We start from the raw sequence: 26,063 nt of genomic DNA on the forward strand, positions 1-26,063 counted from the left end.
CCTGAGCGTTCCGACGACGGCCATCGACAGATGCCCTCGGACTCCGCCAGCCATCGCCTGTCTGCCTCAGAACGACTTACCGTATGGCCCCACATGGTCCGGTCCGAACACAGCCAGATCAATCCGGTCACATCCGACCAGCAGCACCCGTCGCATAAGCCGTGGGCGAGCGAGAATGCCTGATATGCCTTCGAGGGGCGTCTGCCAGCCCGCCAGGCATCGTCTGTCGGCGTCGAGGGATCTTTCGAAGCGGCTTACCACACTGGCTCACACCATCCGATCCGAACCCACATCACTGGTGAGATCCGGTCGCGCCCGACCACCAGCCCCACCCTCTGCATCCCGGGTGACGAGCGAGAATTCGAGACACGCTATAGACAGGCCCCCTGGCCCGCCAAGCCCGTCGACCTCGAGCACTCCCTCGGACTGCGATCCGAACAGCATCACCAGCGAGATCGGTCCGGTCGCCAGTACCTCGCAACGCGCCCCTGGGCGGCGAGTGACAATGCGTGAGACACGTTATCGGCTCGACGAAGGTGGCCCGCCATGACCGCATCGAAGCGCGACCCCTCGCATACGCGCCCCGATATCGCCACGATGCTGCTGGATCGGCTGGGTGACGATCATCTCGGCCTGCGCACCCATCACGCGGACTGGACCTGGGACGAGGTGGTGCGTGAGTCGGCGGCGCGGGCGGAGTTGGCACGGGAAATGCGCCGGGACGGGCCGTTCCATATCGGGATTCTGCTGGACAACCTGCCGGACTTCATCTTCTGGCTCGGCGCGGCGGCGCTGGCCGGTGCCACCGTGGCGGGACTGAACCCCACCCGAGGAGATGCGCAGCTGGAGGCCGACATTCGGTACGTCGACTGCCAGCTGATCGTCACCGACACCGCCGGCATGGCCCGGCTGTCGCGGCTGGAGATCGGGCTCGAACCGGATCGCGTGCTACTGGTCGACGACCCGAAGTACGCCGAGCTGCTCGATCACCATCGCACGGCGGAGCCGACATCCGCCGGCGGTCCGGATTCGCTGATGCTACTGCTGTTCACCTCGGGCACCACGGGAGTCTCCAAGGCGGTCAAGTGCACTCAGGCCCGGCTGGCCCGGACCGCCTACGCAGCGGCTGACAAGTTCGGGCATGTGCGCGCCGACGTGGACTACTGCTGCATGCCACTGTTCCACGGCAACGCGATCATGGCGCTGTGGGCTCCGGCATTGTCGGTCGGTGCGACCGTCTGCTCGACTCCGAAATTCTCGGCGTCGCAATTCCTTCCGGACGTGCGGTATTTCGGCGCGACCTTCTTCACCCACGTCAGCAAGGCGCTGGGCTACCTGCTCGCGACCCCCGAATCCCCGACCGATTCGGACAACCAGCTGGTGCGTGGTTTCGGCACCGAGGCTTCGGCCGCGGACCAGCGAGAGTTCCACCGCCGCTTCGGTGCGCACCTGTTCGAGGGCTACGGTTCGAGCGAGGGCCCGGCGCTGGCCGCGCTGGACCCGGTCGCCCCGCCCACGGCACTGGGCCGCCCGGCTCATCCCGGCGTGGCGATCGTCGACCCGGCCACGTTGACGGACTGCGCCCGAGCCGAACTCGACGAACACGGCCGGGTCCGCAACCCCGACGCCGCGATCGGCGAGATGGTCGACAAGACGGGCGCCCGCTCGTTCGAGGGCTACTACAAGAACGACGCCGCCGACGCCGAACGCATCCGCCACGGCTGGTACTGGACCGGCGATCTGGGCTACATCGACACCGCCGGCTTCCTGTATTTCGCAGGCCGCCAAGGTGATTGGATCCGAGTGGACGGCGAGAACATCTCGGCCCTGGCCATCGAGCGGATCCTGCGCCAGTAGCCGCCGGTCATCGCGGCCGCGGTGTACGGCGTGCCCGACCCGCGCTCGGGCGACCGGGTCATGGCCGCACTGGAATTCGCCGACCCCGCCGCCTTCGACGGACCAGCGTTCGCCGAATTCCTCAGCGCGCAACCGGACCTCGGCCGCAAGGATTTCCCGCGACTACTCCGAATCTCCGCGAACCTCCCGGTCACCGGCTCCAACAAGATCCTCAAGAACCAGCTCCGCGCCGAGTCCTGGCACACCACCGATTCGATCTACCAGTGCCCAGGTCGCACCGCACCCGACTACCAGCCGATGAGCGATACACAGAAGACCGAACTGGACGCGGAATTCGCCGCTTTCGACCGGCAACGGTTCCTGTGACGCTCACCCCTGTCCGGGTTGCCCGGCGATTTCGGCGAATGTACGGTGCAGCACGAGATATTGATTCGGGGTGTCGACCGCCGCCACCAATTCGAAACGCATGCTGATCTCGCCGAGATCCTCGTGCCGGAATTGTTTTTCCTTGCGTTCGCGCACATCGATGTGATGGCTGTCCCACAGCCGCGCGAAAGCGGAACTCCGCGCGGACATCTCCGCGATCAACGCGGCCGTGGCAGGATCGTCGACCACGACGGGACCGATCATCCTGCGGATACCGCCGACGAGGAATCGCGCGAACGCCGCCCAGTCCGCCCACATCCGCTGCGCGGCCGGATCCAGAAACAACATGCGCAGGATATTGTCCGAGAATTCGAACTGCTCGAAGATCTCTTGTGCGGGCCGGTTCGCGGAGAGCACATCGCTGCGCTGATTCACGATATACGCCGGACCCCACGCCCACGACCGCACGACCAGCACCAGGAATTCGTTGAGCGCTTCCGTACCGGCCTGTGCGGCGGGCAGGCTCGGGGGCGGGGTGACCAGGCCGTGCAGATAACTGGTCTCGGCCGTCGACAATTCGAGCGCGGCGGCGAGCGCGTCGAGCACCTGCGGGGACGGGTGTCGTTCTCGGCCCTGCTCGAGCCGGGTGTAGTAGTCGGTGCTGATGGCCGCCCGCGCGGCCACCTCCTCGCGGCGCAGTCCGGGAGTGCGGCGGCGCTGGTGCGGTGGCCGGTCACGCGCGGCCGTCGCGGCCTCACGACGGGCGCGCAGGAACTCTCCCAACCTGGTGTCAGCCACCCCGCCATGGTAGGACCGGGCCGGCGCCCAGCCGACGGGTCGGTCGCCGGGGCGGGCGAGGCTGGGTGACATGCACCCTGGCAAGCGTCGACCGCAGGGGCGATTCTGGGAGATGTAAGGAATCCAGCGACACGCCAAAGACGAAGCGCGCGTGTGGAAATGAGAGGACCGAGATCATGGGTGAAATGAACGTCGCGATCATCGGGGCCGGAATCGGCGGGCTCACTGCGGCCATCGCGCTGCATCAGCGGGGAGTGGACGTCGCGGTCTACGAGAAGGCCCGTGAGCTACGGGAATTGGGGGCGGGCGTGGTCATCGGCGCGAACGGAGCGCGCGTCTACGAGCGGCTGGGCCTGCTGGACTCCCTGGGCGCGATCGCCGGAAAGCTCTCGGACGCGACCATGCAGACCTGGCAGGGCGTGCCGCTGCCCGGCTACAGGTGGGTGTATCCACTGGGGCGCACGTTTCCGATGCACCGGGCGGAATTCCAGAACCTGCTCGTCTCCGCCCTGCCACCCGGCACGGTGCGCCTGGGGCACGAGTTCACGGGCGCGGCCCAAGACGCCGGCGGTGTGCGGATCGACTTCGCCGACGGCTCACACGCGCGGACGGACGCACTGGTCGGCGCCGACGGCATCCATTCGGCCGTCCAGCCACTGGTGGGCCCGAAGTCAGCGCCGGTCAGCGAGGGGATCATGGCCTATCGGGGTCTCATCCCGGCCGACCGCCTGGCCGGAATATACGACGTCGGCGCCCTGTCGATGTGGGTCGGCCCGCGACAGAGTTTCCTGGTGTTCCCGGTATCCGACGGGGCGCTGCTGAACGTCGTCGCATTCGTCCCGACGAACCTGGACGTCGAGGAGTCCTGGAGCGCCCCCGGCCAGGTCAGCGACCTGGCCGCCGCCTACGACGGCTGGGACACCCCGGTGCGCGGGATCATCGGAGCCATGGACCACACATTCCGGTGGGGCATCTACGACCGCGCCCCCATGCCGACCTGGTCCACCGACCGCATCACCCTGCTGGGCGACGCGGCGCACGCGGTGACCCCCCATTTGGGCCAGGGCGCCAACCAGTCGGTCGAGGACGCCATCACCCTGGCCGTCCTGCTGCGCGACGCCCGCGCCGCCGATATCCCAGCCAGGCTGCGGCGATACGAAGGCCTCCGCATCGAGCGCAACCGCCAGGTCCGCGAGGGCGCCCGCGAGGCCGGGAAACTGTACCGCTCGACCGGTCTGTCCCCCGCCCGGCAGGCCGAACGCATCATGGCCACCTACGACAGCCTGGAACTGAACACCTATGACCCCGAACACATCGCCGACACAGCCCTGGCGACCCTGTGACGTAACACCCCGAGCGATGCGCGCAATAGGACTTTCGTCTCCGAATCCCACTGATCAGAACAAATTCTCACAATGATTCGCGGCATGTTCGCTCGAGGCAATCACGGCGTTACATCTGATTTCGATGAAACTCCGCAAGATTCCCCGACAATCCGAAACTCGGTGACTCCGAACACATTCGACCTGACACATTTGCGCCAATACACAGCTCACCCTACCGCGCACCGCGAATGCCAGAAAACTCTTAGTGAATCGAAACAACACAGTTGCTACGTTGGTAATCGCGGCCGGATTTCTTGTCGGGGAGAACCGCTCGCTCACCGTATCCCCCTCGGTGACAGTGTAATTCAAAGAAAGGCACAACCCATGTTCCCCCATCCTCACCACGGCTTCGGTTTCCCCGGCGGCGGTTTCCACGGCGACGGCTTCGGTTTCCCGCACCCGCCCTTCTGGTCCGGCAGCGCCGGCTTCGGCAGCTTCTGACGTAACCCTGCCAGCCCGGCGGCCACCCGGGCTCCCCAGGGCGCGGGACCGGGCCTCGAGTCCGGTCCCGCGCCGTTACGGTACGACCGTCCAAGCCGTCATCTCGGTAATCACGGGGTGCGCCACCGGCCCGAATCAGTAGTCCGCACCGCGTACGGCGGCATCCATCTGCGCGTACGCGCCGGCCGCGAGCCGTTGCAGCAGTGCCAGTTTCAGGTGCGGCGCCTGCTCGGTGAGCCGGTCGAACCGGGCCGGGCTCAGCACCGCGACGCGCACCCCGGTCTCGGCGCGCACCTCGTTGGCGAAGGGCTCGCCGATCAGCATGGGAATCTCGCCGAAGGACATGCCCGCGGACAACGTCACCAGTCGATGGTTGCGGCCGTCCGCCGCCTCGAAACCGATGCGCACCCGGCCCTCGAGAATCAGATACAGACCGGATCGCGCGCTGCCGCGTTCGGCGACGACCTCACCCCTGGCAATGGTGCACACCTCGAATTCCTTTGCCAGCCTCGAACATTCGCTCGGATCCAGGGACGCGAAGGCGGGATGGTCCTCGACGGTCAGCGAGGTGCAGACAGGCACGTCGGACGGACGGTACTCGGCGAGCACGATGTTCTCGCACCACTCGGTCGAGGTGTCGCGATCGACGAACACCCGCCCGCGCGGATCGGACGGATCCAGGCTCGACACCGTGTGCCCGAGCTTGGCATCCGGATCGACGATGGCCACCTGACAGCCGGTGACGGTCAGTTCCGCAGCCAGCTCATCGAGCATGCGCACCGCGATCGCACTCACCTCGCCCACCCGATGCAGGTCGATCACCAGCGCCGCGAGCTCACCCGCCTGCTCCTCGATGATCCGCACGGCTCGCTCGGCGCCCGCGAACTGCAGGTCACCGTGCAGTTCGTAGACTCGGGCCCGATGCCCGTGCTCGGCCAGCACCGCCATCTCGTCGGTGTTGCGGCGCAACCGCGAGGGCGCCTCGGCCACCGTGTACTCCGAGCGGATCGCCGCTTGCGCCGCCCTGGTGACGTGCAGGAAGTGCAGTTCGAGCCGTTTGGACAGTTCCCGGCAGGCTGCCACGCCGCGCACGCTGTTGCCGTGCGCGTCCAGGCGCGGAGAGTAGACGGCGATGCCGATCTGTCCCGGCAGCACCGCCAGAATGCCGCCGCCGACACCGCTTTTCGCGGGCAGGCCGACGGTACTGACCCAGTCGCCCGCGGCGTTGTACATACCGCAGGTGGTCATCACGCTCAGCACCTGTTCGGTCAGTGCGGGTGAGAGCGCGCGTTCCCGGCTGACCGGATTCATGCCGTTGTTGGCCAGCGTGGCGGCCATCACCGCCAGATCCCGGCAGGTGACATCGACCGAGCACTGACGGAAGTAGCGGTCGACGGCCTCGTCCGGATCGGAGTCGATGATGCCGAACGAGCGCAGCATGTAGCCGATGGCGCGGTTGCGGTATCCGGTGCTCGCCTCGGAGGCGTAGACCGCCTCGTTCATGGTGAGATCCCGGCCCGCGAAGCGGGAGTAGCAGCGCAGGGTACGTTCGAGACGATCGGCCGGGTCGCGGCCGTCGATCAGTGAGGCCGCGGTGATGGCGCCGGCGTTGATCATCGGGTTGCGCGGTCGTTCGGTGATCGGGTCCAGGCTGATCTCGTTGAACGGTTCACCGGAGGGTTCCACGTCGATCCGGGCGGCGACGGCGGCCGGGCCACGATCGGCCAGCGCGAGGGCGTAGGTGAACGGCTTGGAGATCGACTGGATGGTGAACGTGGTGGTGGCGTCGCCGATCGCGTAGATCTTGCCGTCCGCTGTCGCTAGACACAGTGCGAAGGAATCTGGTTGGACCGCGGCAAGTTCCGGAATGTAATCGGCCAGCTCGCCGGATCGCTCCGTAGCGCAGAGTTCGTAGACATCGGCGACGATCCCGGCCACGACGCCGGGCTGGGGAACCGCTGCTAGGGGCGCAACCACACGATCACTCTATGCGGCCCCGATACTTGCCGGCTTGTCCTCGCCCATGAGCCGTGTTTCCTGGTCCGGCCGCCGAATGCTCTGCAGACTGGGTGCTGGTACGGCGAGCGGCAATGGGCGCGCATTGACGCCATTCGTATCACCCAGACGCCGGCCGTTACCATCGAGCTTCGGCGGATTCTCGTGTAGCCCGCAAGCCGACGCCGCAGGCGTCAGCTCACCTGTCGTCACCCGGTGTGCAACGGAGAGCAGGGCGGTCACATCACTCGTCGAAACTTCTGCGGATTCCGTATAGCTGACGGACAGCGCCGCGGGCGGTGTCGGTCAGCTGTCGTCACCCGGTGCACAACGGGAGCGCAGGACGGTCACGTCGAGGTTGTCGGCCTTGCGCAGTAAGTAACGTTGCTCGGGAAGGCTGGCGGTTTGCTTGGCCGCCGTTCGATAGGAACTCGCCGCGGCCTCCGGTGAGCCCGACATATCCAGTAGGTGCGCGCGCACGGCTTCGAAGCGATGGGTGCGCCGGATCGGCGAGTCGGCCGGCAGGTCGTCCAGCAGCCGCAGCCCCTCCAGGGGTGTGGTGCTCATCGCGATCGCCACCGCGCGGTTCAAGGCGACCACCGGGTTGTCGTCCATGGTCTGCAGGATCGAATAGAGCGCGGCGATCTGCGGCCAGTCGGTGTGTTCGATATCGGGCGCGGTGCAATGCAGGGCCGCGATCGCCGCCTGGATTTGATAGGGGCCGGGGGCGGTCGACCGCATGGCGTGTGTGATCAGTCGCTCACCCTCCACTATGGCATCGGCGTTCCAGCGGGTGCGGTCCTGCTCGGCCAGCGGAATCAGCGCGCCGTCGGGGCCGGTTCGCGCCTCGCGCCGGGCGTCGGCGAACAGCATCAGGGCCAGCAGACCCAGCACCTCACCGTTGTTGTGTAACCGGTCACTCACTTTTCTGGTCAGACGGATCGCCTCGGCGGCGAGGCTCGGTCGTTGCAGGTCGGCGCCCGAGGTGGCGGTATAGCCCTCGTTGAAGATCAGGTACAGCACCTGCAGCACGACGGGCAGCCGTGCCATCGACTCCTGCGCCGAGGGAGTCTCGAACCTCGCGCCTGCCGCCTTGATCTGCGCCTTGGCCCGGCTGATCCGCGGTCCCATGGTGGCCACCGGAAGCAGGAACGCGGCCGCGATCTCCTCGGTGGTCAGGCCGCCGACCGCACGGAGCGTCAGTGCGACCTGCGACGCGGGAGTGACCGCCGGGTGGCAGCACAGGAACAGCAGGTCGAGCGTGTCGTCGGTCTCAGGGGCCGAGGAACTCTCCGGCGGTACACCCGCCAACGCCGCCGCGGTCTCCTCCCGACGGCGGCGAGCCGAATCCGCCCGTATCTCGTCCACCAACCGCCGCCCGGCCACCTGGAACAGCCACGCCTTGGGATTGGCCGGCAGTGCGGCGGGCGACCACTGCGCCGCGGCGGTGATCAGCGCCTCCTGCACCGCGTCCTCGCAGGCATCGAACTGCCCATAGCGGCGCACGAGCCCGGCGAGGACCTGCGGCGCGAGGTCGCGCAGCAGATCCTCCACCGGCTCACTCACAGATCCAGTCCCGCTTCGAACATCACCTGACGAACCTCGACGCCCATGCCATCGATGCTCGCGTCCGGTATCCGCGCGGCCAACTCCAGCGCACGCTCCCGGTCGGGAACATCGATCATGTAGAACCCGCCGAGAAACTCCTTGCTCTCCAGGTAGGGACCGTCGGTCACGGCAGGCCTGCCGTTGCGTACCCGGACGACCGCACTGGTCGACGGGTCGCTCAACGCCTGGGTGACCACGAGCTCGCCGGATTCCTGGGTGGCCTTGATGAACTGGTTGTGCCCATCCTCCAGGGCCTTGCGCCCCGCGTCGTCCAGGGCATCGAGCGCGACGGGGTTGTTGTGCAGCATCAGCAGAAACTTCATGGCGGATCGTCCTTTCCAGACTCCCGATCGTGGATGTTCGCCTGGTAGTCGGATCAGATCACAGAATTTTGCGCCGCGCCCCGAATCCCGTCGCAAGATCGCGCCGCAACGGCACGAGCAGGTACCGAGACCTACCGCGAACGAGGCATGTCGGCCATCGGCGCAGGCAAAGCATGCCGTCCATCGCCGCGCCCGAAGCGATTCCGGCTCCGGTAACCGAACCGGATCAACCAGCCCGTCGAACCACTCCGAGCTCATCATCGGTGATCGGCGCATCCGACCCGGTCAAGTACCCGGCCAGAGTGCTGCGATCATCGAGAACCAGCCAACGAACCTGATCGGTGAGCTCGGAACGCCGAGCCCGGATGGTAACGCCCACCCCGGCACCGTGACGCGGCTCCACACACGTCGACTGCACCACGGTCGCGCCGATCTTGGCGATAGCCCAGCGAGTAACAGCCCGCTCGAGCCGCGGCAGCCCAGCCGTCGCGACAACCACCCCGGGCCCCCCACCGAGCCGCAACAACATCCGCGCGATGCGGTTGGACCATCGATCCAGCTCGTCATAATCGGGCGCGTCCACCTCGGCAACAACCAAGCGACGAACATTGCTGCACGGCACCGGAATCGACAAGGGACGACGGGCATCGGCAACGACAGCCGATCGGATCAGCTCAAACATCGGTACAGCTCCTGTTGACTTCGAACTAACGCTGCTGCGCTGACTCAAACCTCGTCCTCCGCACGGTGATCCACCAGAAACCCCAGTACTGACAGAGCCGCCCACAGGGGTGGAGGGTTTCCACCCCTGGGTGATTGCGCCGCCCGCAACCAACAAGGCGATCCCCCACACAAGCCGCCGCCACCAGCCACCCCACAACACGAACCCCCGGCTATGGTGCCGATTTGGTCCAACCGGGGGGTCGTGGGGTAATCTCGTCCAGCACCGCGAAAGCGGAAGCCACGGGCTGTGGCGCAGCTTGGTAGCGCACCTGACTGGGGGTCAGGTGGTCGCAGGTTCAAATCCTGTCAGCCCGACCAGAGCGGCTTTACCTGAACCAGTGACCGAAAGGGCACTGGCAAAGGTAGGGCCGCTTTCTCCGTTTCCGGCTACTTCCGATGAGTCCGGGCGCTTGCGCTTCTTCGATCCGTTCGAGTGCCGGTTTCGTCCCGCCGCCAGCTCGATGCCCTCGGGGGCAATCGCCTCGTGGCCACGGTATGCCCGATGGGCGTCGTGCAGTTCGACGAAGAGCGGAACGGGCCGGAAATGATTTCCCATGCGCTGCAACAGTTTTGCGCTGACAAGGTCGGCATCGTCTACATTCCGCCGGGCACGCCCTGGAACAACGGGTTCGTCGAATCGTTCAACCGGCGGCTGCGGGCGGAGTGCTTGAACCGCAACCACTGGACCAGTCTGCTCGAGGCCCGGGTCGTGATCGGCAACTTCAAGACCGAGCACAACCGGCGGCACCGGCATTCGGCGCTGGGTTACCGGACCCCAGCAGAGTACGCTGCGGCTTGCACCCACACCCACCACTCGATGGGTTGCGACATAAACTGAATCCGAACGAAATCACCGGACTCTGATCCTGGGTGGTCACGTTATCGGGGACCGGTCAGGTCGTCCGCCCTGGTTCACCTGCTGTCCGGGCGGTATCTCGTGGATGGTAGCGAGTCGAATGCTAGTCGCGTCAAAGATACCGACTGCCAGGTAACAATCTCTGTAGTTGGGTCAAGTTCGATGTTCGCTGCGCTGTCGCTACCCTTGTCCTCGCGAATAGTGCTGACTTCCACCAACAGGACGTGTCTCCATGTTCATCGAGAGTGTCACGCTGGACAACTTCCAGTGCTTCGGACCCGGTCGGACTACCGTTCAATTCGATGATGGTCTAACCGCGTTCGTCGGTCCCAACGGATCCGGCAAGACTGCCACCTGCCAGGCACTTCTGCGGTTATTTGGTATCACGGCACAGGAGAGAACTGTACGAGTTGATGATTTTCACGTGTCGGTCAGTGAGGTCGCAGCTCCGACAACGCGGCAGCTGACGGTTGAGGTAGTACTTGCGTTCCCTGAGCTTGATACCGAGGAGCCGGACAACGATGACGATCAATCAACTAGCTCGGCGCTGACAGTAGCGAGCCGAGCTGTTCCAGAGTTTTTCCAGCGCATGGCTGCTACAGATGAGTCGGACCTCAAGGTCAGGATTGTTCTGGACGCCGAATGGGTGGACGACGGCACCGTGGACGGCGCGATAACCGACACGCGCAGGGTCGTTAGCACTTTCGCTGAGAAGTATGGCGAGGATAGTTGGGTACCGCTCACTCCTGCGGAACGAAGCCGAATTCAGATGGTATACATTCCAGCTTCGCGAGACGGGGCCCGTCAGGTCACAACGTTCTTGCGCAGTCGCCTTTGGCGGGCTGCCCAATGGTCCACTGAACTTCGCGATTTGGTCAGCGGCAGCGCGTCTGAAGTAGCTGGCAAGTTCATGAAAGAGCCGGTCGTCGAAGCAGTCGAAACTGCTTTAACCAACCGATGGAAAGAGCTGCACGATGCAGGCACGAGCGCATCACCCAGACTTCGACTGCTTGACGGTGAACTGAACCAGCTGGTTCGCAACTCTGAACTGGTTTTCGAGCCCGATCCTACGGGCTCGCCAAGACCGGCGCGGCTGCTGAGCGATGGTCAGCGATCACTTCTGTATCTCGCGCTCACAGCAGCGACTCTCGATGTCGAAGCCGCAGTAGTGAATGGTGATCATGACGATGAGTTCACTCTGGAGCCTGCCCGTCTTCCGAATCTTACTCTGATAGCTGTTGAGGAGCCGGAGAACAGCCTGTCTCCGTTCTTCTTGTCTCGCATCGTAAATCAGTTGCAGGACCTGAGCGATGAGGGCGCAACGCAGGTAATTCTGTCCAGCCACTCTGCGAGTGTCTTTACCCGCATCCGTCCTGAAGTTGTGCGCCATTTCCGTCTTAGCTCTGATAGCGCAACTGCTGCCGTCCACGAGATTATTCTGCCGACCGACGATACCGAGGCTGGAAAATTTTTGCGGGAGGCAGTACACGCATATCCGGAGTTGTACTTTGCCAAGTTCGTTGTGCTCGGTGAAGGTGACTCAGAGCAAATCGTGATCCCCCGCGTTGCTACGGCTTTGGGGGTGTCGCTCGACTCGTCGTTCGTAGCAGTAGTCCCACTCGGCGGTCGACACACGAACCACATGTGGAAGCTGCTCAACGACCTTAAGATTCCTCACGCGACGCTGCTCGACCTCGACTACGGTCGTGATGGTGCTGGACCCGCACGGCTTCGCGACGCTTGCAACCGTTTGATCGCAAATGGTATCGATCCATTAGCCGACCTTGAAGGCTACGACGACATCGCAGCTATTGGTGACGAGTTGGAACTCGATGCCTTGCAGCAGATCCTTATGCATCTGCGCAAGTTCGGCATTTTCTTTGGTGCCCCCCTTGATCTCGACTATCTCATGCTGCGGCGTTACCCCGATGCCTATACGAAGCTTGAAGCCGACGAGATCGGTCCGCACCAGTCCGACGCCACCGATGTCGTAATAGGAAAGTCACCGACCCAACCAGCCTACTGGAGTCACCCCAAGCGGGCCGAACGACTTCGCTGGTACCGGTATCTTTTTACCAACCGATCCAAACCCAGTAGCCACCTACGGGCCCTCGGTCGTCTGACCGACGACGAGTTGCAGAAGAGTGCACCGGAGGTAGTGGTGGCGCTTGTGAACCACATCCGACGTGAGGTCGGGATATGACACATGTCAATGTATCTCCAGCTCAGCATTTACGTGCCCCGAACTCAAGTCGCTTGGTTCCGACCGCGGATTGGCGACCGATCGAAATTGATGATCTAGAGCCTACGGCTTGGGATGCTTTGCGGGACTGTGGAAACGTCGCAGTCGTAGCTGGTCCCGGCGCGGGCAAGACTGAATTTCTGGCACAACGGGCTGCATACCTGCTGCAAACTGGAATTTGCCCCTGGCCGCATCGAATTCTGGCAATCTCATTCAAACGGGATGCGGCCGCTAATCTCCGGCGCAGAGTGACCACCCGAGTCCCCGACCACGCCGAACGCTTTGTATCGATGACCTTCGATGCTTTCACGAAGGGGTTGTTAGACCGATTTTCTCCTGCACTCCCTGCCGATTGGCGGAAGAAGGAAGACTACGAGATCCGATACGCCACGGACTCAGATGTCAGCAGGTTCCTCAACGATACGGCTACTGTAGCGCCAGTAGCGCTGCGCTATCATATTGCCGCACTTCAGTCGGCGAAATTCCTGGCGAATATTGTCGGTGGGCACGAATTACCAAAGTCGGCTTGGGCTGAAGATCCTGCGGATCCGGTTGAATATGCGGTTCGTGCATGGTGGAGCGCGAGATATCTCCGCGAGGGTAGCGCGTACGTCGATTTCGTCATGATCAATAGGCTATCAGAATTGATCGTACGCTCCGCACCTCAGCTCAGACGTGCCTTGAGGGTCACATATCCTTTCGTTTTCATCGATGAATTCCAAGACACGACAAGCGCTCAGTTCAGTTTTGTGGAGTCAGTCTTTGGCAATGGCAATGGCCCCACTGTGACAGCGGTTGGCGACAGTAAGCAGCGAATTATGGGCTGGGCTGGCGCTCTACCTCGCGCAGTTGAACGTTTCACTACCACATTTGCGGCCACATCCTACCCACTTGCGTGGAACTTTCGCTCCAGTGACGAACTGGTCCAGCTGCAGCACGTTGTGGCGAGTGCACTGGATACGCAGAGCCTGCCCGCGATCTCGAAAGCGATCGCTGAAGTCGGACACGATCCGGCTGTGATATGGCAGTTCCCGAATGCCAGCCGCGAAGCTACTTTCATAGCCGACTGGATAGCTCGGGACATTGCTGCATCGGGACGCGTACCGGCTGACTTCGCTCTGCTCGCCCGACAGAAGATCGCCGAATTTGAGCCGCTATTCCGTGCCGGTCTTGCACTCCACGGCATAGGCGTTCGCAATGACGATGAAGCGGTTGGGAAGATGAGGTTGCAGGATCTCCTGAAGCATGACGCAACTCGCTTGCTTTTGGGATTGTTCCGTCTAGCCGCCGAGCCGAGGGGTCTGGCAACAGTATGGCGTGAAGTCTCGGCAATATTGACCCGTATTGACGGAGCTATGGATGACGACCTAGCCCTCCGTCAAGTCGGCGAGAAGTTGGCTGAGATCACAAATTCGCTGCGTAGCTGGCTTAAACTGAATCCCCCGACCAAAGACTCCGTAGAAGAAGCTGTTTGCTACCTACTTGACCTTATAGACCGAGAAGCGTTGCATCGTTATGTGAAGGCAGTGACACCTGGAGAGGAGCTCGATGTTGTTATTGATGCCTTCAACGCACGCATAGCAAACGTAGCAGAGGCTGGAGGATTGTGGGCTGAAGTTTTCGAACGCTTTGAAGCATCCCAAGCAGTCGTGCTACTTACGGCTCACCGTAGCAAGAGCCTCGAATACCATACAGTCTTCTTTCTGGGATTAGATGACCAACAATGGTGGAGTCACGAGCGCAATCGAAGCGAATCGATATCTACATTCTTCGTAGGTCTATCTCGGGCCGCTCATCGGCTGATCTTCACAACCACGACCACACTTGCTCGTACTGGCAAGATTGCTGACTTGTTTAAGATGTTGGACGCGGCAGGCGTACCTGAAATAGTCCATAAATAGAGTTGTCAGAATAATGCGCACAGGTGCGGTTGGGATCCTCGTGATAAACTGTGAACTGACGGCTGAAATCCTGGTGTCATTCACAGTCCGGTCGACTTATTGCTGCCCATCTCGCAGAAGTCGAAAGTGATCCATGGGTTATCTAGTGAATGGTCGCATAACTATATCTCGTACGTTCAACGCCTTCCAGACGCTACCCTTCGCCTTGCGGAGCTGTCGCGCCACAGCATTCAGCGATTTTCCCTCGCTGTAAAGCCGTACCGCCCAGTCGATCTCTTCCTCGGTCATCGGCTGGTTCCGCATCTGCACCCGGTGCTCCTGAAGGATTTTCAGGAGCCCGCCCTTGGACAGCCCGTACTGCTCGCACAGCAGATTCGTCGATGCGCCACCCCGATACCCCTCAACCACCTCGGTGATGGTGGCGGGTGACAGCCGTCAATCCAACCGCCGCGGTCGAACCGTGCCGCTGTCTGCCGCGGCCTCCTCGATCTTATGGACTACCTTGGCCAGCCAGTCCGGTTCCCACTGTTTCAGATACCGTCCGCTTACCCCGACAGTGATGGGGGACAGTGGACGGTTGGACCCTCAACGGACAAGTCTTCAGCCTGCGCTTATGGGGTGTCCTTCTAGTCGTTACCCCCTGCTGTCGTCGCTGGCGTATCTGGCGGGTGGTCTGACGACACGCAGCCAGCCCGGCGCGCGCATTACGTCGAAATGCCATCTCGGCGCAGCGAAATGGCGCGCATAGCCGCAGGTAGAGCACTATTTTGGTCAAGATGACCTGACGATGAACGGGCGCACTTGCACACCCCTCAGCGTGGGTGAGAAGCGTCCTGCGCGGTAGGCAGTTGCGTAGAGTTCTGAATACGTTCAGAATGGGATCATGGCAACCGAGGTTCAGTGGAGCGAGCTGCAGCGCGATCCCAGGGGTGTGGCCGCTTTGGCCGACAAGGGCGATGTGCGCGTTCGTAGACGCGATGGCGCCTCCCTGCTGTTGATCCGCGAAGACAGGGCACAGACGCAGTCTGAGGGGTCCATCATTGCTGCACGCGCCCTTCGCAACATTGCGGTTCATCTGTCGCCGGAAGTGGCGGTTGGTGGCGTCCTCGATGAGTTTCCTTGGGTTGAGTGCCTCCCTAAATCTGAACAGCGGCAGTTTGTAGTCGACTTCGTCCGAGCGTTCCAGGCATCTGCTGAGCTTGGGCAATGGGACGTTTTGGCTCAGACAATTACCGAGTGGCGCAGTACCGCCGCGATTTATGCAGATCCGGCTTTGGCGAAGATGTTGACCGGACCGATTGACGGTGATTTTGGGCCTGTTCCCGCGCCCATGGAGAGCTGAGCATGCCAGCTAGACGCAACGATCGGGTTGCCCCACCGCAGCAGCCGGGGAACTGGGGAGCGCGATTCGCCACGTCAGAGGCTGCCAAGGGGTGGGAAGACCTTTGTCGCGTGGCGCAGTCCAGTACATGGGAAGCCTGGATCGTTTTAACGGAACGTCCCACCGCGCCTGAAAATCGGTCGCGGCAGCACCGACTAAGGGCTGAATTCAGTGCCCGAGAGATCAACGGCAAAAAGCTCGATCAGTGGCAGTACGAAGTTACGGGTGGAGGGCGCATCTGGTACTGCCCGGATTCGGAAAGCCGCACCGTGTGGCTCACGTTTGCGGGTACCGGACACCCGAAGGGAACTGAGTAAGGCCTCGGGGGTGTGACGCACGAGCATCACCCCCCGGTCGGTTCACCACTTGCGCAGCCCGGCGTACTTGTTCCGGGTGCCGATGGCCTGCCGGAGCACCACGTCGACGAGCTTCGGGCGGCTGAGGTTGTCGACCCGTGTCCGGCCCAGAGCCGCCGCATCGTGGTACCTGCACGCGGTGGAAGGCCGCGACCGCGAGATTGCCAAGCGCCTGAGCGAGTTGGCCGGGCACGGCGATGCGGCACGCCTGCCGCGTGTGATCTACATGCAGTGACCCCGACGAGGGACACGACCGATGTGTAAACCGTCTTTCGAATGGGGAAATCAGCCCGATTTGGGAGCGGAGGGTCGCAGGTTCAAATCCTGTCACCCCCGACTCGACAGCAAAAACCCTCTCCGATCTGCCCCGGAGAGGGTTTCTCATTTTCCACGACTCGCAGTTGGGGACCATTTGGGGACCGCTGCGGCGCTCGCAGATGGACCGTGAGCAGGTTGCCGTCGTTCTGGAGCGCCTCGATATCCGGATGCAGGTACCGCTGCGTGATCCAGGGATCGGTGTGTCCGGCGATCTGATGCAGGCGGTGCAGCGGGACGCCGGCATCGGCGAACCAGGTGAGTCCGGTGTGCCCCAGATCATGACGCCGCAGATGCTCGTAGCCGAGTTTCGCCACGACCTCGTGCCAGTACGTTGCCATGCGCAGGACACCGGTTTGGATCCGGCCCCCGCGCGGACCGACGAACAAACGCGCCCCCGGTCGACCATTGGCGGCCTGAATCCGCTCGAGTACCGACGGTCTCAGGTCTTCGATGATCGGAATCTTCCGGGAAACGTTTGCCGACGCAGCCGCCAGACCCACTCCGCGGCATCGATGTCACCGACCCGGCACCCCGACTCCCGATGCGGACCGCCGTACACGCCGCCCGGACGACACGCCCGACGGCGTAGCCGCCGTTTCGATGGTGTTCGCTGGGGCTTGGGCCACGTTGCCCGCCGAGTCCCGCATCGGCTACGACGACGCGGGCGAGCCCCTGGTCAACCAGCTATCCGGCATCGTGATGCTGGTCGATGAGTTCGAAGAGATCCTCGATACTGGCCTGCTCCACTTCGGTCCGGACGGCCGATTCCACCCGCGCCTGCGCCAGGAGTTCCCGCAGCCCTTCGGTGAGGCGATCCCGTTCGGTGTTCGAAGAGGGGCTCGCCAGCAGTTCGCGGAGCGTGGCCAAGTGCCGGTCGACCACCGAATCGACCGGAGCGGCCGGGACCTGCGAGAGCAGGAACCCGGCCACGGCGGCCGGTGTCGGATGGTCGAAGACCAGCGTCGCGGGCAATCGCATACCCGTGGCCGTGGCCAGACGATTCCGGAGTTCGATGGCGCCGAGCGAATCGAGCCCCAGCTCACTGAGCGCGGTGTCCGGATCGACATCGTGCGCCGAGGAACGGCCCAGGACCACCGCCAGATGTTCGCGGGCCGCCTCCAGTGCCAGCGACTCCCGTTTGTCCTCGGGCGCGGCGGCGAGCGCGCTCAGCAGATCGCCACCGGTGCCGGCGGTCGGTGTGCTCGCGCGCCGGGTTCGGGCCGGTACCAGGGAGGTGAGCAGGTCGGGGAGAATCCCGGCAGCGGCCTGGCCGGCCAGCGTCGCGGCGTCGAACTCGGCTCCGATGACCACCGGCTCGTCCATGCCGAGGGCCGCGTCGAACAGCGCCAGCCCGGCGTCCTCGCCGAGTATCCGTATACCCGTTCGCTCCATGCGCGCGATCGCGGTGTGGTCCAGACCGCCGGTTATCCCGATGTCCTGGTTCCACACGCCCCAGACCAGCGACAACGCCGCGAGCCCGCGAGCCCGGCGGTTCCGGGCCAGCGCGTCCATGAAGGAGTTCGCCGCCGAGTAGTTGCCCTGTCCCGGCGAACCGATGGTCGCCGCGACCGAGGAGAACAGGATGAACGCCGAGAGCTCGAGGTCCATGGTGAGGTCGTGCAGGTTCTGGGCACCGGCCACCTTGGGCGCGAGAACGCGGTCGATACGGTCCGCGGTCAGCGACTCGATGGTGCCGTCGTCGATGATGCCGGCAGAGTGAATCACCGCGGTGAGCGGGTGATCATCCGCTATCTCAGCGAGCAGGGCGGCCACCGACTCCCGGTCCGCGACGTCACAGGCGACGATGCGAGGCGCAGCGCCCAGTTCGGCCAATTCGGCCGCCAGGGCCTCGGCCCCGTCGGTGGCCGCCCCACGCCGAGAGGCCAGTACGAGGTGGCGGACCTGGTGGACACGGGCCAGATGACGGGCGATGAGAGCGCCGATGCCGGTGGTTCCACCGGTGATCAGAACGGCGCCGTCCCCGAACGGCCCGGTCGGTGCGGTGGACACCGGTGCGCACCGGCGGGCCGCAGGCGGCAGCGAAGCATCACCACGTAGGCCCTCGGAAGCACCGGAAATAGACACCGGAGCCGGGCTTCCCGGGATCAGGCGCGGCACGAATACGCGGGAATCGCGCACCATGGTCTGCGGCTGATTCGAAGCAAGCAGGTCGCGCACGAGATCAGCGGAGAGTTCGCCGTCATGGTCGATCAGGACGATCCGATTCGGGAATTCCGCGTGGGCGCTGCGAGCCAGGCCCATGACCGCCGCGGCGGCCGCATCCACGGGTTCATCGGCTCGGCCGACCGCCCGCCGGGTGGCTATCACCAAGCGGGTATCGGCCGCACGCTGCGCCGCCAGCCACGACCGGAGTGTGTCCCACGCGGTGTGGACCGCATCCCGAGCCGTGACAGTCTCCGTGTCGACGGACCACACGATCACATCGGGCATCGTCTCGGCGGTGGTGAGTTCACCGACGGTGGCGTGGCGCCGGTCGACACCGGGAATTCGAGCCGTGCCCAGAGAGGCGAATATCACTGCCGCAGTGGACGATTCAACATCATCACTGGGCTGCCACCGGAGCACCAGCGGCGTATGGTCACCGGCCGCGCGCAGCCGCGCCGGGTCCATGCTCCGGAACGTGACCGTGTCGATGCTCAGCACCGGTCCGCCCGCGGAGTCCACGAGTTCGATACCCACCCGGCCACTGCCCTGCCGCCGCGCTCGCGTGCGGCCCGCCGACGCGCCGCGACGCCGGAGCCGGACTCCCGCGAACGAGAACGGCAGCGGCACCTGCCCCGGCGCCAGATCCTCGGGCAGGACATCGGCGCCGGCGTGCAGGCAGGCATCCAGGAGAGCCGGATGAATGCCGAACTCCGATGCGTCACCGACGGTCTCGTCGAGGCGGACCTCGGCGAACGCTTGCTCACCCCGGGTCCACAGGGCCCGCACGCCCTGGAAGGCCGGACCGTAGCCGAAGCCCTGAAGCGACAGGCGCTCGTACAGGGACCCGGCATCCACGGGCCGCGCGTCAGCGGGCGGCCAGACCGGTTCGTCCCAGGCCGCCGCCGGTGTCGCGGCGGTCGTGAAGATGCCGGTGGCATGCGTCGTCCACCGGATCTGCGCATCCGAGGTCGCCGCACCCGCCGCCCGAGAATAGATGGTGAACCCGCGGCGGCCCGAGTCGTCCGGCGCCGCGACGCTGATCTGCAGATCCACCCCGGACTGCTCGGGCAGGACGAGTGGAGTCTCGAGGATCAATTCTTCGATGACGTCGATCCCGAGCCGATCCCCCGCGGCCAGGGCCAGTTCGGCGAATCCGGCGCCGGGGAACAGGATCGAACCGGCGACCGCATGATCGGCCAGCCACGGGTGGGTGCGCACCGCGATACGGCCGGTGAACAGCCACCCCTGGGTACCGGCGAGCGGCACCGAAGCCGTCAGCAGCGGGTGACCGGACGAGTCACTCGCACCGGGAGCCGCCGCCTGCAGCCAATACCGCTTGTGCTGGAAAGCGTACGTGGGCAACGAAATCCGTTCCGCATGGCGGTCCGCGAGCAGCGCGTCCCAGTGCACCGGCAGACCCGACGCGTATGCCTGCCCCAGCGCCGAGATGAACGGGGTCACCTCATCGGCCGAACGCCGGGTGGACGAAGCCACCACCAGCGCTGCGCGCTCGATCTCCGGCCGCTCCTCCAGGAGGCCGCGGATCATCACCGTGAGCACCTCATCGGGACACACTTCGATGAATCGACGCGCACCGGAATCGATCGCGGTCGCCACCGCGGGCGCGAATCGCACCGCCGAACGCAGCTCGCGCACCCAGTACTCGGGATCGGTCAACTCGTCCCGGGCCCATCCGCCGGTCACCGTGGAGACGATCGGCAGCAAAGGCTCATGATACGTCAATGTTCTTGCCACCGAACGGAACTCGTCCAGAATCGGGTCCATGAGCGCCGAGTGGGACGCGAGGTTGACCCGCACGCGAGTGGTCTGCACTCCGGCCTCGCCCAGGTGACGTTCGATCGCGCCGATACCCTCGACATCCCCGGACAGCACCGTCGAGGCGGGACCGTTCAGCGCCGCGACGCACACCCCGTCACCGAAGGCGCCGATCAGTTCGATCGCCCGCGGCTCCGCGATCGCCGCCACCAGCATCGCCCCGCCGGCCGGCAGCGCGCCCATCAGCCGCCCACGAGCCAGCACCAGCGCGCACGCGTCGGCCAGCGACCACACCCCGGCCGCATAGGCCGCGGCCAGCTCCCCCATCGAATGCCCGATCAGCAGGTCCGCGGTGACGCCCAACGATTCCCACAACCGGAACATCGCCACCTCGAAGGCGAACAGGGCCGGCTGGGTCCATTCGGTGCGGTCCAGCACACCCGCCGAATCCGCCGCGAACATCACCTCTTTCAGGGACGGCGCGCCTCGACGGCTGCCGATCTGGCGATCCAGCTCAGCACTGATCTCGTCCATTGCCGCGGCGAAAACGGGGAACGCCTCGTACAGCTCACAGCCCATGCGCGCACGCTGCGGTCCCTGGCCGGTGAACAGGAACGCCGTCTTCCCATGCACCGGTTCGACCGAAACCACATTCGGCGCAGGCGATCCCGATTCCAACGCCGCCAAACCGGCGATCACCTCCTGGTGATCACGGCCCGTCACCACCCCCGACCGATCCAGCAGCGCCCGTGAATCCAGCAACGTGCGCGCCACCGCCCGCAGGTCGGTGGCGGGATGCGCGATCAGCCACTCCCGGAGCCGGCCGGCCTGATCGCGCAGCGCCGACGGCGACTTCGCGGACACCACCACCGGAACCACCCCATGCCCGGTAACCGCCTCGGCCGCGGTGGCACGGTTGCCCACCGGCCGCGACGACGCCGCGATCGCGGGAGCCTCCTCGATGATCACGTGCGCGTTGGTCCCGCTGATCCCGAACGCGGACACCCCTGCCCGGCGGACCCTGCGACCGGTGGCCGGCCATGCCTGGGCCGTGCTCAGCACCCGCACCGTGCCCAACGACCAGTCCACATGCGGGCTCAGCTCGTCGGCGTGCAGCGTCCTGGGCAGCATCTCGTGACGAAGCGCCTGAACCATCTTGATCAGGCCACCGACACCGGCCGCGGCGACCGTATGGCCGATATTGGATTTCAACGATCCGATCCCCAACGGTTCGCCGTCCCGGTCGCGCCCGTAGGCGGCGATCAACGCGTTCGCCTCGATCGGATCACCCAGGGTGGTGCCGGTGCCGTGGGCCTCCACCGCATCCACATCCTGCGGCGCCACACCGGCGTCGGCCAGCGCGGCGGCGATGACCCGCTCCTGGGCGAGGCCGTTGGGCGCGCTCAGGCCGTTGCTCGCGCCGTCCTGGTTGATCGCGCTGCCGCGGACTATGGCCAGCACCTCGTGACCGAGGCGCCGGGCGTCGGAAAGTCGTTCCAGCACAACGACACCGACGCCTTCGGAGAAGCTGGCTCCGTCGGCTCCGGCGGCGAAGGGCTTGCAGCGGCCGTCGGGCGCCAGACCGCGCTGGCGAGCGAGACCGAGCTGCAGATAGGGGCTCGCCGCGACGGTGACCCCGCCGGCCAATGCCAGCGAGGTCTCCCCGTCACGCAGCGCCCGGCAGGCCTGATGCAGTGCGACCAGCGAGGACGAGCAGGCGGTGTCCACCGTCACCGCCGGACCCTCCAGGCCGAGGGTGTAGGCGACCCGGCCGGAGATTACGCTCGGCGAGATACCGGTGAGCCAGAAGCTCTCGAGTTCCCCACCGGTCGCTCCCTCGGAGTAGCCCGACTTGCAGGCGCCGGCGAACACACTGGTCGCACTGCCGCGCAACACCTGTGGATTGATGCCGGCGTTCTCCAGCGCTTCCCAGGACGCCTCCAGGAACAGGCGCTGCTGCGGATCCATCGACATCGCCTCCATCGGGCCTATGCCGAAGAACGGCGCGTCGAAATCGCCGGGGTTGCTCAGGAATCCGGCGCGCCGGGCATAGAGCGTGCCCGGGGTGTCGGGATCGGGATCGAACAGCCGCTCCAGGTCCCACCCGCGGTCCGCCGGGAATTCACCGGTCATATCGGCGCCCTCGGCGAGAGCCCGCCACAGATCGTCCGGCGATTCGATACCACCGGGGTATCGGCAGCTCATACCCACGATGACGATCGGATCGTCGGCTACCGCGAGCGGCGAGCGCCGGGCCGGGCGCGCAGTCACCTCCTGCGATGCGGCCGGTGCGGTCAGCGACAGCAGATGGCCCGCCAGGTCCGCCACCGTCGGATGGTCGAAAACCACTGTCGTGGGCAGGGACAGGCCGGTGGCCTTCACCAAGCGGTTGCGGAATTCCATGACACCCAGGGAATTGAGCCCGATGTCCTTGAAAGGCTTGTCGACGGAGACGAATTCGGCATCGTCATGACCCAGGACCGCCGCAGCGTGCACGCGAACCAACGAGAAGACGGCCTCCTCTCGTTCCGCGGGAGGGCGGCCCGCCAGTCGCGCCGCCAGATCCGAGGATCCGTCCGTCGCGGCGCCGGCCCGCCGCCGCGACGGACGGGCCAGACCACGCATGATCGGGAGCACATCCGCCGGGTCCGCCGCATCGAGTCCGGCGCGATCGAGCCGGACCGTGACCGGGACCGGAGCACCGCCGGCGAATGCCGCGTCGAACAGCTCCATACCGTCCGATTCCCCTACCGGGAGAAAGCCCATTCGCCGCACCCGGGCCAGATCGGCCGCTTCCAGATCGCCGGTCATCCCGGTGCCCTGCTCCCACAGTCCCCACGCCATGGAGGTCGCGGGCAGACCGATGAGATCGCGCTGCCGGGCCACAGCGTCCAGGAAGGCATTGGCCGACGCGTAATTCGCCTGGCCGGGACCACCGACCACCGCGGCGAGCGAGGAGTAGAGAACGAAGAAGGACAGGTCTAGGCCCGCGGTGGCCTCGTGCAGGTTCCATGCGGCATCGACCTTGGGGCGCAGCACGGCGGCGAGCCGGTCGGGAGTCATCTCGATGAACAGGCCGTCGGCCAGCAGGCCGGCCGCGTGCACCACACCGGTGAGCGGGTGCTCGGCCGGAATCGCCGCGAGTACCCGGTCGAGCGCGTCCCGGTCGGCGGCATCGCACGCCACGATCTCGACCCGAGCACCGAGTTCGGCGAGTGCGTCGCGCAGTTCCGCCGCTCCCGGAGCGTCCGGGCCACGGCGGCCGGCCAGAACAAGGTGGCGCACACCGTATTCGGTGACGAGATGGCGGGAGAGTATCGCGGCCAGACCGCCCGTTCCACCGGTGATCAGTACCGTCCCCGCCGGATTCGGCGGCGGCGGTACGGTGAGCACGTTCTTGCCGATATGGCGGGCCTGACCGAAGTACCGGAACAGCTCCGGCGCCCGGCGCACGTCGTGGGCGGTGATCGGAACGGGTGTCAGCACTCCGGTCTCGAAGAGTCCGGCGAGGGTGGTCAGGATTTCACCCAGCCGCTGCGGGCGCACATCGAGCAGGACGAAGGTGTGGTACTCCACACCCGGATGCCGATCGGCCACCTCGACGGGGTCGCGTTCATCGGTATGCCCCAGTTCGATGAAGCGACCACCACGTGGCAGCAGCCGTAGTGAAGCGTCCACGAACGCACCGGTCAACGAGTTCAGGACGATGTCCGCGCCCGCGCCGCCGGTCGCCGCCGAGAATCGGCTCTCGAAGCCCGGAGCACGGGAGTCGGCAATGATCTCATCGTCGAATCCCAAGTCCCGCAGGATATTCCATTTTCCCCGACTGGCGGTGACCAACAGCCGCAGCCCCAGGTGCCTGGCCAGCTGAATGGTCGCCATGCCGACCCCGCCGGTCGCGGCGTGCAGCAGCACGGTCTCGCCCGCGCGCGCCGCGGCCAGGTCGACCAGACTGTAGTAGGCCGTACCGAAGATGGCCGGGACCGATGCCGCTGCGGCGAAGGTCCACCCGCCGGGCATCTGGGCCAGCAGCCGCCGATCGGCCACCACTACCGAGCCGACCCCGGAGGTGAAGCCGAAAACCCGGTCACCCGGCGCGAATTCGGTCACATCGGGCGCAACGTCCAGCACGACACCGGCGCTTTCCGAACCGATACCGGCATTACCGGCCCGGCCGTCGGAGAACTGATTCAGGGTCATGAGGACATCGCGGAAATTCAGCCCGACCGCCCGCACGCTCACCCGGACCTGTCCCGGTTCCAGCGGCGCCGCCGCAGCCGGATTCTCGGTGAAGACGAAATTGTCGTCGGCCGCAGTTCCGGCGCCGCGGGTAGTCAGTTCCCAGTCCGCACCGGTGTGCACTCGCTCGCTTCCCGCCACCGGATCCGCGCTGTGCGCCAGCCGCGGCGTATACGAGACCGGGCCTCGCACCGCCAGCTGCGGTTCGCCCTCGGTCACCAGCGCCGCCGCGACATCGTGCGCGATGGTCGACCAATCCTCGACGTCGACCGCGAGTATCCGGCCGGGATGTTCGCTCTGGGCGCTGCGCAGCATCCCCCACGCCGCGGCCGCGGCCGGGTCCACCACCGCACCGAGACCCACCGCCACCGCACACCGGGTAACCACGACGATCGTCGGATCCTCGCCGAGCAATCGCTGCAGGCGGGTCATGAGTGTGGTGACCATCTCCCGGGTCGCCGTCGGCAGGTCCCGATCGGACGGCCGCTCCTCGAGGCGTACCACAGCCACCGTCCGGTCGGCGAAGGTGACGGTTTCCGCGCCGTCCACCCGCTCCCACCTTCCGGTATCGGTGACCTGCGGGGTGGGCGATGCGACCCAGTCCACCACCCGATACCCCGCGCCGCCCGCTCGCCGCATCGGCGCGGCCAGCGCCGAGCGCTCCAACGCTTGCAGGCGCACGGCGGCTACCTCGGCGACCGGCGCACCCGACGGATCGGCCAGAGTCACCGCGAGCGACCCGTCGGCCGCACGGCGCACGCGCACGCGCACGCTGGTCGCTCCGGCCGCGGACAGCACGACACTCTCCCACGAGAAGGGCACCGCGATCTGCCCGTCCTCGACGGCCGGGGCCGCGCCGCCCAGGGCAATGGTGTGCAGGGCGGCATCCAGCAGGGCCGGATGGATACCGAACTGCCCGGCTCGCGCGCGAACCGATTCCGGGAGTGTGACCTCGGCGAAGATGTCGTCATCGCGCCGCCACAGTGCGGTCAGTCCCCGGAAGGCCGGCCCGTACTCGTAGCCGGCCGCCGCCAGACCGGCATAGGCGTCCGTCATGTCCACCGCGGCGGCGTCGGCGGGTGGCCAGGTCACCAAATCCTGGTCCGCCGTTACCGTTTCGTCGTCGATGACCACGGTGGCGACCGAATGACGAATCCAGGTCCGCTCGCCGGCGACGGCATGGTCGTCGGCGGGACGCGAATATACCGATACCACTCGTGCACCGCCCGGATCCGGCTCCGCCGCCACCACCCGCAGCTCCGTCGCCCCCACCGGGGGCACGACCAACGGCGCTTCGCTCACCAACTCCCCCAGCCGCGCGCACCCCAGGAC

Annotated in this window: 13 protein-coding genes, 1 tRNA gene and 1 pseudogene; 8 read left to right on the forward strand and 7 right to left on the reverse strand. The window is 65.5% G+C overall.

Annotated elements, in window-relative coordinates; translation table 11 throughout:
- The first annotated feature begins 546 nt into the window (after nt 1-546).
- Nucleotides 547-2,223, forward strand: a pseudogene (gene casI, locus JZ791_RS05515) (steroid-22-oyl-CoA synthetase).
- A gap of 3 nt (nt 2,224-2,226) precedes the next feature.
- Here casI and JZ791_RS05520 read toward each other — a convergent pair.
- Nucleotides 2,227-3,021, reverse strand: a complete 795-nt coding sequence (locus JZ791_RS05520) for a helix-turn-helix transcriptional regulator (RefSeq protein WP_216893059.1) — start codon at nt 3,019-3,021, stop codon at nt 2,227-2,229.
- Nucleotides 3,022-3,197: 176 nt separating this feature from the next.
- Between JZ791_RS05520 and JZ791_RS05525 the strand changes: the two genes are divergently transcribed.
- The gene (locus JZ791_RS05525; protein WP_216893060.1) at nt 3,198-4,364 is read left to right on the forward strand and encodes an FAD-dependent monooxygenase; all 1,167 of its coding nucleotides are present in this window, start codon (nt 3,198-3,200) and stop codon (nt 4,362-4,364) included.
- Nucleotides 4,365-4,982: 618 nt separating this feature from the next.
- Here JZ791_RS05525 and glsA read toward each other — a convergent pair.
- The 4 genes from glsA to JZ791_RS05545 form a co-directional block, all read right to left on the reverse strand.
- Complete coding sequence (gene glsA / locus JZ791_RS05530; RefSeq protein WP_438804480.1) at nt 4,983-6,824, reverse strand: glutaminase A; 1,842 nt, start codon at nt 6,822-6,824, stop codon at nt 4,983-4,985.
- Nucleotides 6,825-7,148: 324 nt separating this feature from the next.
- Nucleotides 7,149-8,408 carry an RNA polymerase sigma factor gene (locus JZ791_RS05535; protein ID WP_216893061.1) on the reverse strand — a complete coding sequence of 420 codons (1,260 nt, stop codon included), beginning with the start codon at nt 8,406-8,408 and terminating at the stop codon, nt 7,149-7,151.
- A complete protein-coding gene (locus tag JZ791_RS05540) occupies nt 8,405-8,773 on the reverse strand; it encodes a YciI family protein (protein WP_216893062.1) in 369 nt (122 codons plus the stop codon). Before JZ791_RS05540 ends, JZ791_RS05535 begins: the two co-directional genes overlap by 4 nt.
- 226 nt (nt 8,774-8,999) lie before the next feature.
- Nucleotides 9,000-9,503 carry a hypothetical protein gene (locus JZ791_RS05545; RefSeq protein WP_216893064.1) on the reverse strand — a complete coding sequence of 168 codons (504 nt, stop codon included), beginning with the start codon at nt 9,501-9,503 and terminating at the stop codon, nt 9,000-9,002.
- Between the two features lie 234 nt (nt 9,504-9,737).
- On the opposite strand from JZ791_RS05545, the gene JZ791_RS05550 reads away from it, so the two are divergent.
- The 6 genes from JZ791_RS05550 (at nt 9,738) to JZ791_RS05575 (ending at nt 16,467) form a co-directional block, all read left to right on the forward strand.
- Nucleotides 9,738-9,814 (forward strand) — tRNA-Pro (locus JZ791_RS05550).
- Between the two features lie 184 nt (nt 9,815-9,998).
- Complete coding sequence (locus tag JZ791_RS05555) at nt 9,999-10,334, forward strand: integrase core domain-containing protein (protein WP_216893065.1); 336 nt, start codon at nt 9,999-10,001, stop codon at nt 10,332-10,334.
- Nucleotides 10,335-10,584: 250 nt separating this feature from the next.
- Nucleotides 10,585-12,555: an ATP-dependent nuclease gene (locus JZ791_RS05560; protein WP_216893066.1), complete on the forward strand. Its 1,971-nt coding sequence runs from the start codon at nt 10,585-10,587 to the stop codon at nt 12,553-12,555.
- Nucleotides 12,552-14,495, forward strand: coding sequence for a UvrD-helicase domain-containing protein (locus JZ791_RS05565; RefSeq protein ID WP_216893067.1), 1,944 nt, complete (start codon nt 12,552-12,554; stop codon nt 14,493-14,495). Before JZ791_RS05560 ends, JZ791_RS05565 begins: the two co-directional genes overlap by 4 nt.
- An 883-nt stretch (nt 14,496-15,378) precedes the next feature.
- On the forward strand, nt 15,379-15,837 hold the full coding sequence (locus JZ791_RS05570) for a hypothetical protein (protein WP_216893068.1): 459 nt from the start codon (nt 15,379-15,381) through the stop codon (nt 15,835-15,837).
- Nucleotides 15,838-16,242: 405 nt separating this feature from the next.
- A complete protein-coding gene (locus tag JZ791_RS05575; RefSeq protein WP_216893069.1) occupies nt 16,243-16,467 on the forward strand; it encodes a hypothetical protein in 225 nt (74 codons plus the stop codon).
- An 82-nt stretch (nt 16,468-16,549) separates the two neighbouring features.
- Here JZ791_RS05575 and JZ791_RS44720 read toward each other — a convergent pair whose 3' ends face one another.
- Both JZ791_RS44720 and JZ791_RS05585 read right to left on the reverse strand, forming a co-directional pair.
- On the reverse strand, nt 16,550-17,050 hold the full coding sequence (locus JZ791_RS44720) for a tyrosine-type recombinase/integrase (RefSeq protein ID WP_308162788.1): 501 nt from the start codon (nt 17,048-17,050) through the stop codon (nt 16,550-16,552).
- 184 nt (nt 17,051-17,234) lie between these two features.
- The gene (locus JZ791_RS05585) at nt 17,235-26,033 is read right to left on the reverse strand and encodes a type I polyketide synthase (RefSeq protein ID WP_216893070.1); all 8,799 of its coding nucleotides are present in this window, start codon (nt 26,031-26,033) and stop codon (nt 17,235-17,237) included.
- Between the last annotated feature and the right edge of the window lie 30 nt (nt 26,034-26,063).

Origin of the sequence: Nocardia alni (assembly GCF_019038435.1) — a bacterium.
Classification (GTDB): Bacteria; Actinomycetota; Actinomycetes; order Mycobacteriales; family Mycobacteriaceae; genus Nocardia; species Nocardia alni.

Coding starts and splice junctions, on each gene's coding strand:
- JZ791_RS05525 (WP_216893060.1), top strand. CDS start 3,198: ATGGGTGAAATGAACGTCGCGATCATCGGGGCCGGAATCGGCGGGCTC.
- JZ791_RS05540 (WP_216893062.1), bottom strand. CDS start 8,773: ATGAAGTTTCTGCTGATGCTGCACAACAACCCCGTCGCGCTCGATGCC.
- JZ791_RS05555 (WP_216893065.1), top strand. CDS start 9,999: ATGGGCGTCGTGCAGTTCGACGAAGAGCGGAACGGGCCGGAAATGATT.
- JZ791_RS05560 (WP_216893066.1), top strand. CDS start 10,585: ATGTTCATCGAGAGTGTCACGCTGGACAACTTCCAGTGCTTCGGACCC.
- JZ791_RS05565 (WP_216893067.1), top strand. CDS start 12,552: ATGACACATGTCAATGTATCTCCAGCTCAGCATTTACGTGCCCCGAAC.
- JZ791_RS05570 (WP_216893068.1), top strand. CDS start 15,379: ATGGCAACCGAGGTTCAGTGGAGCGAGCTGCAGCGCGATCCCAGGGGT.